The sequence below is a fragment of the Arthrobacter sp. Y3221157 genome (genome assembly GCF_059089865.1).
In genome coordinates this window covers 1-16,536 of sequence record NZ_JBNHFD010000019.1, presented here as the reverse complement: position 1 = coordinate 16,536, position 16,536 = coordinate 1, and the positions used below count along the sequence as shown (strand labels likewise).

12 protein-coding genes are annotated in these 16,536 nt (G+C 64.3%); 3 read left to right on the top strand and 9 right to left on the bottom strand.

Features of this window, described 5'->3' with window-relative positions; genetic code table 11:
- Nucleotides 1-17: 17 nt before the first annotated feature.
- A complete protein-coding gene (gene typA / locus AC5RTT_RS07710) occupies nt 18-1,946 on the bottom strand; it encodes a translational GTPase TypA (RefSeq protein WP_494144688.1) in 1,929 nt (642 codons plus the stop codon).
- A 242-nt stretch (nt 1,947-2,188) separates the two neighbouring features.
- On the opposite strand from typA, the gene AC5RTT_RS07705 reads away from it, so the two are divergent.
- Complete coding sequence (locus AC5RTT_RS07705) at nt 2,189-3,160, top strand: SGNH/GDSL hydrolase family protein (protein ID WP_494144687.1); 972 nt, start codon at nt 2,189-2,191, stop codon at nt 3,158-3,160.
- Nucleotides 3,161-3,202: 42 nt separating this feature from the next.
- On the opposite strand, the gene AC5RTT_RS07700 is transcribed toward AC5RTT_RS07705, so the two are convergent.
- From AC5RTT_RS07700 to ychF, 6 genes are all read right to left on the bottom strand, one after another.
- Nucleotides 3,203-4,909 (bottom strand): dipeptide ABC transporter ATP-binding protein, encoded by a 1,707-nt coding sequence (locus tag AC5RTT_RS07700; RefSeq protein ID WP_494144686.1) that lies wholly within the window; start codon nt 4,907-4,909, stop codon nt 3,203-3,205.
- An 11-nt stretch (nt 4,910-4,920) separates the two neighbouring features.
- Complete coding sequence (locus tag AC5RTT_RS07695; protein ID WP_494144685.1) at nt 4,921-5,865, bottom strand: ABC transporter permease; 945 nt, start codon at nt 5,863-5,865, stop codon at nt 4,921-4,923.
- Nucleotides 5,855-6,784: an ABC transporter permease gene (locus AC5RTT_RS07690; RefSeq protein ID WP_354175254.1), complete on the bottom strand. Its 930-nt coding sequence runs from the start codon at nt 6,782-6,784 to the stop codon at nt 5,855-5,857. The genes AC5RTT_RS07695 and AC5RTT_RS07690 overlap by 11 nt, the downstream gene beginning before the upstream one ends.
- Before the next feature lie 122 nt (nt 6,785-6,906).
- Entirely contained in the window at nt 6,907-8,592 is a 1,686-nt protein-coding gene (locus AC5RTT_RS07685) for a peptide ABC transporter substrate-binding protein (RefSeq protein WP_494144684.1), read from the bottom strand.
- 288 nt (nt 8,593-8,880) lie between these two features.
- On the bottom strand, nt 8,881-10,647 hold the full coding sequence (locus tag AC5RTT_RS07680) for an ABC transporter family substrate-binding protein (RefSeq protein ID WP_494144683.1): 1,767 nt from the start codon (nt 10,645-10,647) through the stop codon (nt 8,881-8,883).
- A gap of 106 nt (nt 10,648-10,753) precedes the next feature.
- A complete protein-coding gene (gene ychF, locus AC5RTT_RS07675; protein WP_494008831.1) occupies nt 10,754-11,839 on the bottom strand; it encodes a redox-regulated ATPase YchF in 1,086 nt (361 codons plus the stop codon).
- Between the two features lie 90 nt (nt 11,840-11,929).
- Here ychF and AC5RTT_RS07670 point away from each other — a divergent pair, with 90 nt between their 5' ends.
- On the top strand, nt 11,930-13,156 hold the full coding sequence (locus AC5RTT_RS07670; RefSeq protein ID WP_494008832.1) for a DNA recombination protein RmuC: 1,227 nt from the start codon (nt 11,930-11,932) through the stop codon (nt 13,154-13,156).
- Nucleotides 13,157-13,251: 95 nt separating this feature from the next.
- On the opposite strand, the gene AC5RTT_RS07665 is transcribed toward AC5RTT_RS07670, so the two are convergent.
- Nucleotides 13,252-14,331 (bottom strand): 4-hydroxy-3-methylbut-2-enyl diphosphate reductase, encoded by a 1,080-nt coding sequence (locus AC5RTT_RS07665; protein ID WP_494144682.1) that lies wholly within the window; start codon nt 14,329-14,331, stop codon nt 13,252-13,254.
- 9 nt (nt 14,332-14,340) lie between these two features.
- Nucleotides 14,341-15,192: a hypothetical protein gene (locus tag AC5RTT_RS07660; RefSeq protein ID WP_494144681.1), complete on the bottom strand. Its 852-nt coding sequence runs from the start codon at nt 15,190-15,192 to the stop codon at nt 14,341-14,343.
- A 163-nt stretch (nt 15,193-15,355) separates the two neighbouring features.
- Between AC5RTT_RS07660 and xseA the strand changes: the two genes are divergently transcribed.
- Nucleotides 15,356-16,536: exodeoxyribonuclease VII large subunit (gene xseA, locus AC5RTT_RS07655; RefSeq protein WP_494144680.1), on the top strand; the 1,181-nt coding region annotated here is incomplete at its 3' end.

Below are 16,536 nucleotides of genomic sequence, written 5' to 3'. Positions count from 1 at the left end.
TATCTGGACAAAACTCCTTAGGCCTTGGCGCGGGCGCGGTTGGCCTTGGCGCGCTCGTTGGTGTCCAGGATGACCTTGCGGATGCGGATGGCCTCCGGGGTTACCTCAACGCACTCGTCCTCGCGGGCGAATTCCAGCGACTCTTCGAGGGTCAGGTCACGCGGCGGGGTCAGGTTCTCGAAGGTGTCGGAGGAAGCGGCACGCATGTTGGTGAGCTTCTTTTCCTTGGTGATGTTGACGTCCATGTCGTCGGCGCGGGAGTTCTCGCCCACGATCATGCCCTCGTACACCTCGGAGGTGGGCTTGACGAAGAACGAGCCGCGCTCCTGCAGGTTGATCATGGCGAACGGGGTGACCACGCCGGCGCGGTCAGCAACCATGGAGCCGTTCGTACGGTACTCGATGGGGCCGGCCCACGGCTCGTAGCCCTCGGAAATGGACGCCGCGATGCCGGCACCGCGGGTGTCCGTGAGGAACTTGGTGCGGAAGCCGATCAGGCCACGGGCCGGAACAATGAACTCCATGCGGCACCAGCCGGTGCCGTGGTTGGCCATGTTGGTCATGCGGCCCTTGCGGGCTGCCATGAGCTGGGTGACTGCGCCGAGGTACTCTTCGGGCACGTCGATGGTCATGTGCTCCATCGGCTCGTGGATCTTGCCGTCGATGGTCTTGGTGACAACCTGCGGCTTGCCGACGGTCAGCTCAAAGCCTTCGCGGCGCATCTGCTCAACCAGGATGGCGAGCGCGAGCTCGCCACGGCCCTGGACTTCCCACGCGTCGGGGCGCTCGGTGGGGAGCACCTTGATGGAGACGTTACCGATCAGTTCCTTGTCCAGGCGGTCCTTCACCTGGCGGGCGGTGACCTTGGCACCCTTGACCTTGCCGGCCAGCGGGGAGGTGTTGATACCGATGGTCATGGAGATCGCGGGATCATCCACGGTGATCAGCGGCAGCGGCTGCGGGTTCTCGACGTCGGTCAGGGTTTCACCGATGGTGATGTCCTCGATGCCTGCGACGGCGACGATCTCACCGGGGCCTGCGGATTCAGTCGGGACGCGCTCAAGCGCCTTGGTGGCCAGGAGCTCGGTGATCTTGACGGTCTTCAGCTCGCCGTTCTGGCGGGCCCAGGCAACCTGCTGGCCCTTGCGGAGGGTGCCGTTGTAGATGCGAAGCAGGGCGAGGCGGCCCAGGAACGGCGAGGCGTCCAGGTTGGTGACGTGCGCCTGCAGGACACCTTCCGGGTTGTAGGTGGGGGCCGGGATGTGCTCAATGATGGTTTTGAACAGCGGTTCCAGGTCCTCATTGTCCGGAGCGGAACCATTGGCGGGCTGCTCGAGGGAAGCGCGGCCAACCTTGGCAGCGGCGTAGACCACGGGAACTTCAAGGACCTTGTCCAGGTCCAGGTCAGGAACTTCATCGGCGAGATCCGATGCCAGGCCCAGGAGCAGGTCCATGGATTCGTGGACCACTTCGTCGATGCGGGCGTCGGGGCGGTCGGTCTTGTTGACCAGGAGGATGACCGGCAGGTGCGCGGCAAGGGCCTTGCGGAGCACGAAGCGGGTCTGGGGCAGCGGGCCCTCGGAGGAGTCCACGAGCAGCACAACGCCGTCGACCATGGACAGCCCACGCTCCACTTCGCCGCCGAAGTCGGCGTGGCCCGGGGTGTCAATGACGTTGATGGTGATGGTCTCACCGTTGGAGGACGGACCGTTGTAGGCCACGGTGGTGTTCTTGGCCAGGATGGTGATGCCCTTTTCGCGCTCCAGGTCACCGGAGTCCATCACGCGGTCTTCAAGGTGGTTGTGCTCGGCAAAGGAGTTGGTCTGCTTGAGCATGGCGTCGACCAAGGTGGTCTTGCCGTGGTCAACGTGGGCCACAATCGCGACGTTGCGCAGGTCACTGCGCGATGCAGTGGCTACCGCGGTGTTGGTGGTGGTTTCAGACATGCGTAATGGCTCGATTCAGTGGAGTCAGCTGTTGTATCGCGCCAATTCCTAACCGGAACGCACGACGGATCAGGCCCTTTGCACAGGGCGCCTTCCCCTATCTTACCGGCACCAGCATTTATTGGCCTAAAAGGGAAAGCTGGCCAACCGGAACAGTATCCAAACACGTACCGGATGCCTTACCGGCCGCGGCATCAAAAGTGATTGGATTAACCCGCGTACATGCCGCATGATTACTGTTGATGAGCAACGAGAGTCCCGGGAGAGGCAGGTCCCTCCTGCGCCGGGCGCTGGGGCGCTCTGTAGTCCTCGGACTGGCCGCCACGATTGTCCTCGTTGCACCGGGACAGCCGTCGATGCCCGTCCCCGCAATCCCCGGCGGTGTGCGGGTCGCAGTTCAAACCGGTGCAATGCCCGAGGGCACGCCGCCCCGACTGCTTAGGGCCGTGCCGGTTCCCGGCCAGCCGGCCGCCGCTCCATACCGGCCGCATCTGGACTTGCCCAAGTTCGTCGAAGGAATGGCGATCCCGCTGCCCGGCTCCATCTACCGGAATCCCATCAGTGGCCGCAACGAGGTGGTTGTGCCGAACATCAGCAGGACTGCTGTGCTCATAGGCGACTCCCAGTCGGCGCCGGCGCACGGATGGCCAAGGCAGGCACTCGCGGCGTTGGGCTACCAGGTCCACTTTGCCGGATTAGGCGGGACAGGTTACGTCAAGGCAAATGGCGGCGTCGGCAACTATATCGACGCCCTCGAGCGTGGTGACTGGCTGCTCCCGGTGGGCACGCCGGCCCTGGTGGTTGTCCAAGGCGGCGGGAACGATGCCGGGAGCGGGGCAACGGACGCCCAGATTACCGGCAACGCCAACAGGCTTCTCCACGCCTTGAAGTCCAGGTATCCGGCCACGCAAATCGTCGTAATAGGGACGCTGGGGCGCGGCGCGGGCAACGGCGGCGGGCGACGAACCCAGGTCGATGCGCTGCTGGGAACCATTGCTGCCCAGCACGGCCTCACATTTGTCAGTGTGGGCGACTGGGTGAGCAGGTACAAGTTGACCAGTCGCCTGGCAGATGCAGTACACATGAGCGTCGAGGGACACAACGCCCTTGGAGTCCTCCTGGCACAGCGGCTGAGGGAACTAAAAATCCGGGACCTTGCGGCAACCAAGGGCACCGTGTCCGCCCGTTCGGGCGACCCTGAACCGATGGGCTGATGCCGCTTGGAAACGGCGGCATCAGCCCAGTCAATCCGACCGCTACGCCACTTCGGGCGGCAGCATCAGCTTCGCGCCCGGGATGGCGTTGAGGAGGGCCTTGGTGTAGTCCTCCCGCGGCGATTCGAAGACCTCGTCGGTGGAACCGGTCTCCACCAGGCGTCCCTTTTCCATGACGCACACATGGTCTGCGATCTGGCGGACCACGGCGAGGTCGTGGGTGATAAAGAGATAGGTCAGCCCGAGGTTCGACTGGAGGTCCGCGAGCAGGTTCAGGACCTGCGCCTGGACCAGCACGTCCAGGGCGGACACCGCTTCGTCGCAGATGATGACGTCAGGGTCCAGCGCCAGGGCGCGGGCAATGGCGACACGCTGCCGCTGCCCGCCCGAGAGTTCGTTCGGATACCGCTGCATGGCTGACTGTGGCAGCGCCACCTGGTCCAGCAACTCCCGGACCTTCTTCTCCCGGCTCGCACTGGTGCCGATCTTGTGGACCCGCAGCGGCTCCTCGATGGTACGGAAGATGTTGTACATCGGATCCAGGGAGCCGTAGGGGTCCTGGAAGATCGGCTGAACCCGGCGGCGGAACTTGAACAGCTCTGCCGCCTTGAGCTTCGAGGTGTCCACGCCGTCAAACAGGATCCGCCCATCCGTGGGCTTTTCCAGCTGCAGCACCATTTTGGCCACAGTGGACTTGCCGGATCCGGACTCCCCCACGATCGCCGTCGTGGTTCCACGCTGGACGTCGAAGCTGACCCCATCCACGGCCGCGAAGTCCGTGGACTTCCCCAACCCCTGGCGGAGTTTGTAGACCTTGCGCAGGTCCTGGATCTCCAGGACGTTGTCCGCTGCCGCTGGCTCTGCAGCAGGAGCCAGCAGGTCCGATGCCTCCACACCCTGTTCCTTCGCCGCCTGGATGCGGCGGCTGGCCAGCGACGGAGCGGACTCCACCAGTCTCTTGGTGTAGGGATGCCGCGGGTTGCGGAGCAGTTCCAGCGACGGACCTGCCTCCACTACCCGGCCCTGGTACATCACCACCACCTTGTCCGCCCGTTCTGCCGCCAGGCCCAGGTCGTGGGTGATGAGCAGCACCGACGTGCCCAGTTCGGTGGTCATGGTTTCAAGGTGGTCGAGGATCTGGCGCTGCACCGTGACGTCCAACGCGGACGTCGGCTCGTCGGCGATCAGCAGGCGCGGCTGGCACGACAGACCGATGGCAATCAGGGCGCGCTGCCGCATGCCGCCGGAGAACTCGTGCGGGTACTGGTTCGCACGCCGCTTGGCGTCCGGCAGGCCGGCCTCGGACAGCACCTTGGCGATGTCCTCCGGTCCGCTGGGCCGTCCGTTGGCACGGAGCGTTTCGCGGACCTGGTAGCCGATCTTCCACACGGGGTTCAGGTTGGACATGGGGTCCTGCGGAACCATGCCGATGGTGTTGCCGCGAAGTTCGATCATGCGCTGCTCGCTGGCGTGGGCAATGTCCTCACCGTCGAGCAGGATCTGGCCGCCGGAGACCCGGCCGTTGTTGGGCAACAGCCCGATGGCGGCCAGTGCAGTGGTCGACTTGCCGGAGCCGGACTCCCCCACGATCGCAACTGTCTCGCCCGGCATGATGGTCAGGTGCGCGTCGCGGACAGCCTGGACGTCGCCGCCGCTGGTCTTGAATGTGATGGCGAGGTCGCGGATTTCCAGCAGCGGTTTAGTCCCCGTGGTGGCGGCCTCTTCGATGCGGACGTCTGGAGTAGTCATCTCTTTATCTCTCATCGCTGGCGGCTCTTGGGATCGAGGGCGTCACGGACGGCGTCACCGAGCATGATGAAGCTGAGCACCGTGATGGACAAGGCCGCTGCCGGATACAGCATGATCTCCGGACTGGTCCGGATAGAGGCCTGCGCCCCTGCAATGTCATTACCCCAGGACATGATGCTCTGCGGCAGGCCGATGCCCAGGAAGGACAGGGTTGCCTCGGCCACGATGAAGACACCCAGTTCGAGCGTTGCCAGCACGATGATCGGGGCCAGGGCGTTGGGCAGCACGTGCCGCACCAGCGCTCCGAACCTGGAGACCCCCAGCGCCTGGGCGGCGGTGACGAAGTCCGCGTTGCGCACTTCGATGACAGCGCCGCGGGTGATGCGGGCCATCTGCGGCCATGCCAGGAGGGAGATAACGAACACCACCGTCCAGACGCTCTTGTTCTCGCGGAAGAAGGGCAGCTGCGTGATCACCAGCGCGCCCAGAATCAGCGGCAGCGCGAAGAAGATGTCACCCAGGCGGGCAAGGACCGAATCCAGCCAGCCGCCGTAGTACCCGGCCAGCGCACCGATGGTGACGCCGATGACCAGCACGCACAGCACTGAAAGGATGCCAACGGACAGGGACGCCTGCGTTCCGTGGATGACCCGTGAATAGACGTCGCAGCCCTGGAAGGTGAAGCCGAACGGGTGTCCGGCGGTGGGACCGCCCTCCGAGTTGGCCAGTTCACAGCCCTCGTTGGGCGGCACTGAAGTGAAGAGACCGGGGAAAAGGGCCACCACGGTCAGTGCCAGGATGAGCAGCACCGAGATGATGAAGAGCGGACGACGGCGGAGCTTGCGCCATGCATCCGCCCACAGGCTGAGCGGTGCCTGGTCAGTCTTGACGGCGTCAGTTGCCAGGAGCGGCGTTTCATCGATGGGAGCCACGAAGTGGCTGTTGTTACTGGTCATAGCGGATCCTCGGGTCAAGCCAGGCGTACAGGAGGTCGACGAGCAGGTTGGCCACCACGAACACCAGCACCAGCACGCTGACAATGGAGACGATGGTGGGTCCTTCACTGCGCAGGACTGCCTGGTAGAGCTTGTTGCCGACACCCGGAACGTTAAAGATGCCTTCAGTGACGATAGCGCCGCCCATCAGGCCGCCAAGGTTGGCGCCGAGGTAGGTGACGACAGGGATCAGCGAGTTGCGCAGGATATGGGCCATGACCACCCGCGGCCGGGAAAGGCCCTTGGCGGTGGCAGTCCGGACATAGTCCGCGTTCATGTTTTCACTAACGGAAGCGCGGGTCAGGCGGAGGACGTAGGCAAAGGACACGAGGCCCAGGACGACGGCGGGCAGCAGCAGGCTGCCCCAGTCCGCATTCGCCCCGACTGTCGGTTTGGCCCAGCCCAGCTGGACACCGAAAACGAGCTGGAAGACGAAGCCCAGCACGAAGGTGGGAACTGCAATGACAACCAGGGACGCCACCAGGACGGTGGAATCGAACCAGCCGCCGCGGCGGAGGCCTGCGAAAACACCAAAGGCGACGCCGAAGATCGCCTGGATCGCCAGGGCCTCGATGGCGAGCATCGCCGTGACAGGAAAGACCCTGGCGAGGCTTGCCGCAATGGGCTGGCCGGTGAAGTCGTTGCCCAGGTTGAAGGTGAAGAGGTTTTTCAGGAAGAGGCCGTACTGGACCCAGAAGGGTTCGTCCAGGTGGTACTGGCTGCGCAGGGTATCAATGACTGCCTGCGGTGGCTGGCGGTCGCCGAAGAGCGCCGCGATGGGGTCGCCGGGCAGTGCGAACACCATGTAGTAAACGAGAAGTGTGGTGCCGAGGAAGACGGGGATCACCTGGAGCAGTCGGCGCAGGATAAAGCGGACCACGGGATCACCAGCCTTCGGGAAGGGAAGTAAACAAGTTCATGGGTGCCTTCCTGCCGTGCAAGCCAATGGGGGCCCGGCCGTGACCGGACCCCCATCTGCCTGGCGGCAAGTGAGTTCTGGAACTACTTAGCCGTGATATCGAAGTAGCGGATACCGCCGTTCCAACCGGTCTCGGCCTTCACAACGTTGTTGCTCCATACGATCGGCCGTGCCTGGTCCCAGAGCGGCAGGCCCGGAAGATCCTCAAAGAGGATCGCCTGTGCCTCGTTGAACTTGGCGTTTGCTTCTTCCGTGGTCTTGGCGGCGAGGCCGTCCTTGAGCAGCTTGTCGAACTCGGGGTTCGAGTACTTCTCGTAGTTGGAGGAGGCGTTCGTGGCCCACACGGGTCCCAGGAAGTTGTACAGCGACGGGTAGTCGCCCTGCCAGCCGGCGCGGGTCAGGCCGGGAAGCTGCTGGGACTTGCGCAGGTTCAGCACCTCTGCGAACTTCGCGAAGGGCTGGATTTCAGCCTGGATGCCCAGGTTGTTCTTGAAGCCGTTGGCTACAGCGTCGATCCATTCCTTGTTGCCGCCGTCGGTGTTGGAGGCAATCTGGAGCGGCTTGGAATCGTCGTACGGCTGGATCTTCTCGGCCTGTGCCCACAGGTCCTTGGCCTTGGCAGCGTCGAACTTCAGCACTTCGCTGCCCTTGATTCCTTCTTCAAAACCTTCGATCACCGGCGGAACAAAAGCCTTGGCCGGGGTGCGGGTGCCGTTGAAGATTACCTTGGCAATTTCCTCACGGTTGATGGCGTAGGACAGTGCCTGGCGGCGGAGCTTGCCGGCTTCACCCTGGAAGTTCGGGTTGTACGGCGGGATGTTCAGTGTGGAGTTGGTGGCCACGGGCTTGGTGGCGTTTCGGTCCGGGAAGTCGGTGACGTAGGTCTTCAGCGCGTTGGACGGAAGAACGTCGGTGACATCCAGGTTGTCGGACTGCAGGTCGGTGTAGGCCGGGCCCGGATCCGTGTAGAACTTGAAGGTGACGCCGCCGTTCTTCGCTTCGCGGGGACCGCTGTAGTCAGGGTTCTTCACCAGCGAGATGGACTGGTCGTGAACCCAGGCGCCTTCCTTTTCCATCTTGTACGGACCGTTGCCCACCGGGTTTTCACCAAAAGCCTTCGGGTCGGCAAGGGCGGCAGAGGGAAGCGGGAAGAATGCCGAGTAGCCAAGGCGCAGCGACCAGTCAGCCTCAGGCTGGGCCAACTTCACCGTGATGGTGGAGTCGTCCTTTGCCACCAGCCCGGACATGGTCTCGGCGGTGGGGGCCGGGGTGGTAGTGGTCTTGCCGTCCGCACTGGTTTCCTGGGTGACGGCGGAGACTTCCTCGTAGCCCTCGATGGACTCGAAGAAGAAGCCGTTGTTCTGCAGGTTCTTCGAGTTTGCGGCGTAGTTCCAGGAGTCCACGAAGGTCTTGGCAGTAATTTCCTCGCCGTTAGTGAACTTCTGGCCCTGCTTGACCTTGATGGTCCAGTTCTGGGCGTCATCGGATTCGATGGATTCCGCCAGGGCGTTGACCGGCTTGCCTTCGGCGTCGTAGGTCCGCAGGCCTTCGAAGAGCAGCTCGACCACGCGGCCGCCATACACTTCGTTGGTGTTTGCCGGCAGCAACGGGTTCTGTGGTTCGTTGCTGTAGGCGGTGATCACCTTGTTGGGATCGCCGGTTGAGTCGCCGCCACCTTCAGTGGTGCCGCCTCCAGCGCCGCACCCGGTCAGGGCAAGAGCGGCGATTGCCATGATGCCCAGTGCTTTGGAAGTGCGCGTGAAACGCATTCCGCCTCCTATGAGTTGTGGGAGATGTCGAGGGAATTCTTGTGCTTCCCCGCAGGTCGGACGCAGCTTTCACACTGTGACGCAGCCTACATATGACGATTAGCCTAACTGCACGAAGTCCAAATACTGGTACTCCGTTGCCAAACCGTGACCGGGGCGCTCCAGTGCGGTGCCCGGTAAACGGAAGTTGTGCAAGTCACATGCTACTCGCGAGTAGCCCTTCCGGCTAATCGGTTTAGTGAGCGCTCACAACTAGGCGGCGAGGAAAGGCTATCCAACTCGCCGCAACTATCCGGCCAGGCGCCAGTCCCACACATTCCACCAGACGCCCAGCGGGCCGGAGCTTGATTTCACGCCGGTGATTCGGGGGCCGAAGGCGGTGGTGCCGATGGTTTGGTAGAGCGGGAGCCCGTAGGCGTTCTCCCAGATCTGCTTGTCGATCTCTGCGAGCAGTTCGTCCTGCTTGCCGAGGTCAGTGGTCCGTGCGAGCTCTGCCATGGCCTTGTCGGCGTCGGCGTCCGAGAAGCCGTTGAAGTTACTCCCTGCGCCCGTCCGAAAGATTTGTGGCACGCGGCTCACACCGGCGCTGCTGCCGATCCAGCCCAGCAGTGCGGCGTCGTGGCCGTCCTCGCCCAAGGACCGGGCCCAGTCGGCGCTGCTTTGCCCGCCGTCCTCCACCCGGAATCCTGCAAGCGCCGCCGAGTCCCGGATCAATGCGAATGCCTGGGCGCGGTTGGGGTTGTCCCGGTTGTAGAGGATCCGAACGGTGGGTGTTTCCCCGTCCAGAAGGTCCTTTGCGGCCTCGATGTCCACTTCGGCGAATTCCGAGGAGCCGTTGTTCCTGGCGGTGTCCTCATACTTGGGCTGCACCGGCAGGAAGACATGGGAGTCGAGCGGCTTTGCGTCCGGCTGCAGGTTCCCCACCACGGCTTCGACGATGGCCTGGCGCGGGACGGTCTTGAGGAATGCCTCACGGACCTCCCGCCTGGCAAACGGGCCGGAGAAGTTGAGGTCCAGGTGGTCATAGCCGGACTGGTCGTACCGTTCGAGGGTATTGCCCTGCTCCGCCAGGCCTGCGAACACATCCTCGTTTCCGGCTGAGGGCTGAGGCGAGATAATGTCCGCTTGCCCGTTTCGCAGGGCGTCGACCGCCGCCGGGAGGGCACCCGTGAACCGGACATTGATCTCATCCAGCCACGGTTCTGATCCCCAGACGTAATCCCGGTTGCGGACAAGCCTCATGGAGGCTTCGGGAACGATGTCCACCACGATGTACGGGCCACTGGAGAGGTACAGGGCGGGATCTTCGGGAAGGGCCTTGGTGTCGAAGCCCGAGTTCCAGAAATCGCTGACCGCCTTCAGTTCCGTGTTGACCGCGGGCTTTTTGGGATCCCCCCGCGGTGAGTCGCGAATCAGTTCAACAAGGTCTTCCTCATCGTTCAGCCCGCTCTTGGCGGCAACGACGTGAGCCGGGAGGCCGACGTCGAAGGCTACTTCCCAGTCAGCGTAGGGGGTGGCGTACTCGAGGGTGATCGACCGCCCGTCTCCCCCCAGTTCGGGAAAGACCGTGCCGGCCAGCCCGCTGGTGTCCGATGCAGTGGAAAAGTACCTGGTGCCGGTGCCCGATATGGGGTCGGCGTCGTCGAAGTAGCCCGAACCTGCCGCCCAGCTGAGAAGGAGGTCACCGGCATCGATGGCCTCGCCGTCGGACCATTTGACGCCCTCGTTTACGGTGTACTTCACCTTGAGGGGCTCGTCCGACACCTTCTCGAACCGGCCGAACTTGTCATTGCGCACCACCGCGGCCTTGTCGTCCAGGTAGTAGAACCCGGAGTGGGTGATGTAGCCGATCTTGGAATTGATGTCCGTGTTGCCGTCGGCGCTGTACGGGTTGAAGGAAGAGAACGCGTTGACTTCGGCCACCGTGGCAACGCCGCCCCGCTTCGCCTCCCCCACGATCACAGGGGCAGTGCCGCCGCCGCCGGAGCAGCCCGAAAGCACCACCACAGCCGCAAGGGCTGAAGTGACATAACGCATCAGACGCCCGACCGGCATGCCGCCTCCTTGTGTTTTCCCTCCGGGGGAAGGGGACCTGGAGCTGCCAGGATCACGCCCTACATAGTCAGGATAAGGTGTCCGCCCAGGCAGACGCCGGACCGGCTCAGACGTTGAAGCGGAACTCCACCACGTCGCCGTCGGCCATGACATATTCCTTGCCTTCGATGCGCACCTTGCCGCGGGACTTGGCCTCGGCCATGGAACCCGCCTCGACGAGGTCCTCGAAGGAGACCACTTCGGCCTTGATGAAGCCGCGCTGGAAGTCCGAATGGATGACGCCCGCTGCCTGCGGCGCGGTGTCCCCCTGCTTGATGGTCCAGGCGCGTGCTTCCTTGGGGCCCGCCGTGAGGTAGGTCTGCAGGCCCAGTGTGTGGAAACCCACCCGTGCCAGCTGATCGAGGCCGGACTCGTCCTGGCCGTTCATTTCCAGCATTTCCCGGGCTTCTTCCTCGTCCAGTTCCACAAGGTCGGCCTCGAGCTTGGCGTCCAGGAAGATGCAGTCTGCTGGGGCAACCAAAGCACGGAGTTCCTCCTGCTTTTCCGGGCTGCCCAGGATTGCCTCGTCCGCGTTGAATACGTAGATGAAGGGCTTGGCCGTCAGCAGGCCGAGCTCCTTGAGGTGTTCCATCTCCAGCTTGTCGCTCTTGATCGAGGAGTAGATGGTGTCGCCGCGTTCAAGGACTGCCTGGGCAGCCTTTATTGCCGCGAGCTCTGCGGCCTCCCGCTTCTTGATCTTGACCTCTTTTTCGATCCGGGGGATGGCCTTCTCGATGGTCTGCAGGTCGGCGAGGATGAGCTCGGTGTTGATGGTTTCCATGTCCGAGCGCGGGTCCACCTTGCCGTCGACGTGGACGACGTCGGGATCGTCGAAGACGCGGACTACTTCGGCGATTGCTTCGGCTTCACGGATGTTGGCCAGGAACTGGTTGCCGAGGCCTTCGCCTTCGGACGCGCCCTTGACGATGCCGGCGATGTCCACGAAGGAGACTGCTGCGGGCAGGATACGCTGCGAACCGAAGATGCCGGCCAGCTTGTCGAGGCGGGGGTCGGGCAGGTTCACGACGCCGACGTTCGGTTCGATGGTGGCGAACGGATAGTTCGCGGCCAGGACCTGGTTGCGGGTAAGTGCGTTGAAGAGGGTTGATTTGCCGACGTTGGGCAGTCCGACGATGCCAATAGTAAGAGCCACGAGCATTGATTCTACCCGCAGGGCGTCCCCCGCCTGTACCCGCGGATGTCACTGCCCTCGATTGTCCGACCCCCATGCCACAGTGAGGGCATGGATGTTTTTGCGTTGATTCTGGCCTTGTTCATGCTGCTGCTCGGCGCCCTTGCCGGTGCTGCTGCCACCTACTTTGTGCTGCGGAAAAGCTCCCATGCCCTGGAGGCGGACTTCGACGCTGTCTCGTCCAGGCTCTCAGAGGTCAGCGCGCAGTTCGCAGCGGCCGACGCCGAGCGCCGGCTTTTGGCGGCACAGAACCGGGAGCTTGGCGAGGCACGGACGCAGGACGGCAGCGTGCTGCGCGCGCTTGCGCCGGTGGCGGAGAAGCTGTCGGCGGTACAGCAGCAGGTGGCCCTGTTGGAGCGCGACCGGGTGGAACAGTACGGCCAGCTTGCGCAGCAGCTGCGGGAGGCCCGGCACTCGGATGAACAGCTGATCAGGTCCACGCACGCGCTCGAGTCGGCATTGCGCTCAAACAGCGCCCGCGGACAATGGGGCGAGGTGCAGCTGCGGCGGGTGGTGGAAGCATCGGGGATGCTCCGCCATGTCGACTTCGTTGAGCAGCTTCACAGCGCCGGCAGCGATTCGTCTGTCCGCCCTGACCTTGTGGTCCAGCTTCCCGGCGAAAAGCAGCTGGTGGTGGACGCCAAGGTTCCGCTGTCGTCCTACCTGGAGGCCCAGCAGCTGGGTGCCGTGGATTCCCGGCCCGGGCAACAGGGGCGGACGGTGCAGGCGGATGGCCGGTCGCAGCAGGCGCTGCTGGCTGCCCACGCGAAGGCCCTCCGTGCGCACGTGGATGCCCTTAGCAACAAGAAGTACTGGGATATCCCGGGCAACTCGCCCGAACTGGTGATTTGCTTTATCCCGGCTGAATCCATCCTGGCAGCTGCCCTGGCCGCGGACGCGGAACTCCTGGACCATGCCTTGTCCAGGAACGTGGTTCTGGCCTCCCCCAGCACCCTTCTGGCTGTCCTGAAATCAGTTGCCTTCACGTGGCGGCAGGATGTCCTGACGGACAGCGCCCGGGAACTGTTCGACCTTGCCCGGCAGCTCTACGACCGGATGGGAACGCTCGGCGAAAACGTCAGCAAGCTGGGCTCATCCCTGAAATCGTCGGTGGACCGCTACAACGCGATGGTGGGAACCCTCGAGGCGCGGGTGCTGCCTACAGCACGGAAGCTGAACTCCCTGGAGGAGTCCGGCCTGGCTGCTCCGCCGGCGGTGGAAGCCACGCCGCGTGCCCTCTCGGCTCCTGAGCTTCAGCAGGATGAGGCTGCAGCCTAGGAAAGGGCAAGGCAGCCTGGGAAAGGCAAAAGAACCGGAGCGGGCCCCGCAGCTGTAAGCTGCGGAGCCCGCTCTATTCTTTCAAGCGCCGTTGTTCAGCTGCGCGGCCTGCGCCCGCCCAGCGCACGGCTGACATCCCCGGCCTGCTTGAGTGTTGCGCGGAGTTCCTTGGGCAGCGAGAACAAGAGGTCCTCTTCAGCGGTGACTACTTCCTCCACTGTGCCGTAGCCGTACTCGGCCAGCAGCCGGAGCACGTCCTGCACCAGGACTTCGGGAACGGATGCCCCGGAGGTTACGCCCACGGTAGCCACGCCCTCGAACCAGGCCTCGTCAACCTCGTTGGCGAAATCCACCCGGTAGGAAGCCTTGGCACCGTATTCGAGGGCCACCTCCACGAGCCGGACGGAGTTGGAGGAATTGGCGGAGCCGACAACGATCACCAGATCCGCCTGCGGCGAGATCTTCTTGATGGCCACCTGCCGGTTGGTGGTGGCGTAGCAGATGTCGTCGCTGGGCGGATCCTGGAGCGTGGGGAAGCGCTCCTTGAGCAACCGGACCGTCTCCATGGTCTCGTCCACACTGAGGGTGGTCTGCGAGAGCCAGATGACTTTTTCCGGATCCCGCACGGTGACCTTGTCCACCTCGTGCGGGCCATTGATGATCTGGATGTGCTCCGGCGCTTCGCCCGCCGTGCCTTCCACTTCCTCATGCCCGTCGTGGCCAATCAGGAGGATGTCGAAGTCATCCTTGGCAAACCGCACGGCTTCCTTATGGACCTTGGTCACCAGCGGGCAGGTGGCATCGATGGTGCGCAGCCCGCGCTCCTCGGCTGACTCGACCACCGCGGGAGAAACACCGTGCGCCGAGAAGATGACCAGGGCGCCCTCAGGCACCTCATCGGTTTCATCCACGAAGATGGCGCCCTTTTCCTCCAGGGAGCTGACAACGTGGACATTGTGCACAATCTGCTTCCGCACGTACACCGGCGGGCCGTAGTGTTCCAAGGCCTTTTCGACGGCGATGACCGCGCGGTCCACCCCCGCGCAGTAACCGCGGGGCGCGGCCAGCAGCACCTTCTTGTTTCCGAGCACGGGGGCTGCAGCTGCTACTTCCTCCGGGGAGCGGCGCCGACGCGGGATGGTGGGCATCGAAAGGGAAACAGCTGAGGAGGTCATTTCTCCATGCTACCGGGTTGCCCCCGAGCGGCTCCGCGATGCGATCCCGGCCACAGCGCCAAGCAGCACCAGCACGCCGCCGGCGAGGGCTGCAGCAACGGTCCAGCCCGTGAAGTCTGCGGTGGCCGCGGCCACGAATTCGTTCCGGAACATGTTGGCCACGTCGTTGCCGGTGTCCGTGGCCAGTGCCCGCGCCGAACCTATCTGCGCACCGAGGGCCCACAGCCCCGCGAGCACCAACCCGCCGAGCCCGGCGCCCACCAGTACTGTCCAGCGCCGGCGGGCCGCGACAAGGGCAAGGAGGAAGGCGATGCCCGAGCCTGCTGCAAGCAGGTAGCCCATGGGGGTGTACGTAGCCAGCCGCTCCGTCCATTCCCGCTGTTCGGGCTGGCCAACGTTGATCAGCGTCTCCCCCGGCGGATCCAGCGGCAGCCTGGTGGCGCGCGAGATCTCCTCAACCCCCAGTGCCACCAGCGGTGCTACGTCCAGGGTCAGGGAGGACACGGATCCGGTAGCGCCGGGGTCAGCAGGAGCCTGCGGAAAACTTAGCCGGTGGCTCTTGCGAAGGGTCTCTTCCCAGGCCGCCGGATACCCCGGCAGGCCGGCCAGTGATGTGGCGGCGTCCTCCAGCACCGGCTGGACAAGGTCAGCGAGGAACCCGGGGACTGCGCTGGTGTCAATGGTTCCTACGGCCGCCGTGGCCAGCTGCTGCTGGAACTCCGAGTTCCTTCCCAGCGGAGCCGCCAGTTCCACGAAACCGTCCTCCTGGACGAGGTTGCGGTCAAGCCAGATGGCCGGGACGGCCACGGCTGCCAGCAGGACACCCAGCACGGTGGCAACGGCGGAAACAAAAGTGCGCACAGCAGGTCCTTCGTCGTTGTTGGCGGTAGACCCATCCTAGGCAACGATCCCGGCGGGATTCTGTCAGTCCCGCATGCTACAGCTTATGGATAAGGTTGAATGACCGCCGTACGACAGACGAAGGACCCCATGCCCGCAGCTCCAGCCCCGCAAGGGCGTTTGCATGTCTGACCAGGCTTCCCTTCCCGGCACCGCACCCTCGACGCTGCCCGCGACGGCTGCTGAAACCACCCCGGACAACCCCTGGCCGCTGCAGTTGCTCTCGCAAAAGCTCAAAGCCCACATCGACAGGACCCCGTCCGCGTGGGTGGAAGGCCAGGTCATCGAGCTGAACCGGCGCGGAAGCAACGCTTACCTGACGCTGCGGGATGTTGATGCGGAGGTTTCCCTGCCCGCCTCGGTCTGGACCAAAATACTGGAACGCCAGAACCTGCCCCTTGAACGCGGCTCCCGCGTGGTGGCCCTGCTGAAGCCCGAATTCTGGATGAAGACCGGCCGGCTCAACATGCTGGTCCGGGATATCCGGCCGGTGGGCCTCGGAGACTTGCTGGCCCGGATCGAACGGCTCCGGCAGGCCCTCTCCGCCGAGGGGCTTTTCGCCGATTCCCGCAAAAAACCCCTCCCCCTGCTGCCGCACCGGATCGGCCTGATCACCGGCCGAGACTCGGACGCCAAGAAGGACGTCCTGCAGAACGCTGCGCTGCGCTGGCCTGCGGTGGAGTTTGAAATCAGGGAAGTGGCCGTCCAGGGCAACGCCGCTGTCTCTCAGGTGGTCCGTGCCCTCCGCGAGCTCGATGCCCACCCCGTGGTGGATGTCATTGTGATCGCACGCGGCGGTGGCGCGCTCGAGGACCTGCTCCCGTTCAACAGCGAGGAACTGATCCGCGCCGTGGCGGCGGCGGCCACCCCTGTGGTGAGTGCCATCGGGCATGAGGCGGACCGGCCGCTGCTGGATGACGTCGCCGATCTGCGTGCCTCCACGCCCACGGACGCAGCCAAGCGGATTGTTCCCGAGGTCTCCGAGGAGCTGGCAGGCGTCCGGCAGGCACGGGAACAGCTGCGCCGCTGCATGGAACGCCTGGTGGACCGGGAATCGGACAGGCTGGCCTCGTTGCGCTCCCGCCCCGTCCTGGCATCTCCGGAAGGACTGGTCACCGTCCGGGCCGAGGAGATCGAACGGCTGCTGCGGCGGTCGTCGGCTGCCGTGAACTCCACGGTTGTCCGGGCCGCGGACCAGTTGGAACATCTCAAGGCGCAGGTGCGGGCGCTGTCGCCGCAGAAGACGCTCGACCGCGGGTACGCCGTCGTCGAGCTCGCAGGCCGGCAGGCCGCACCCACCGCGGT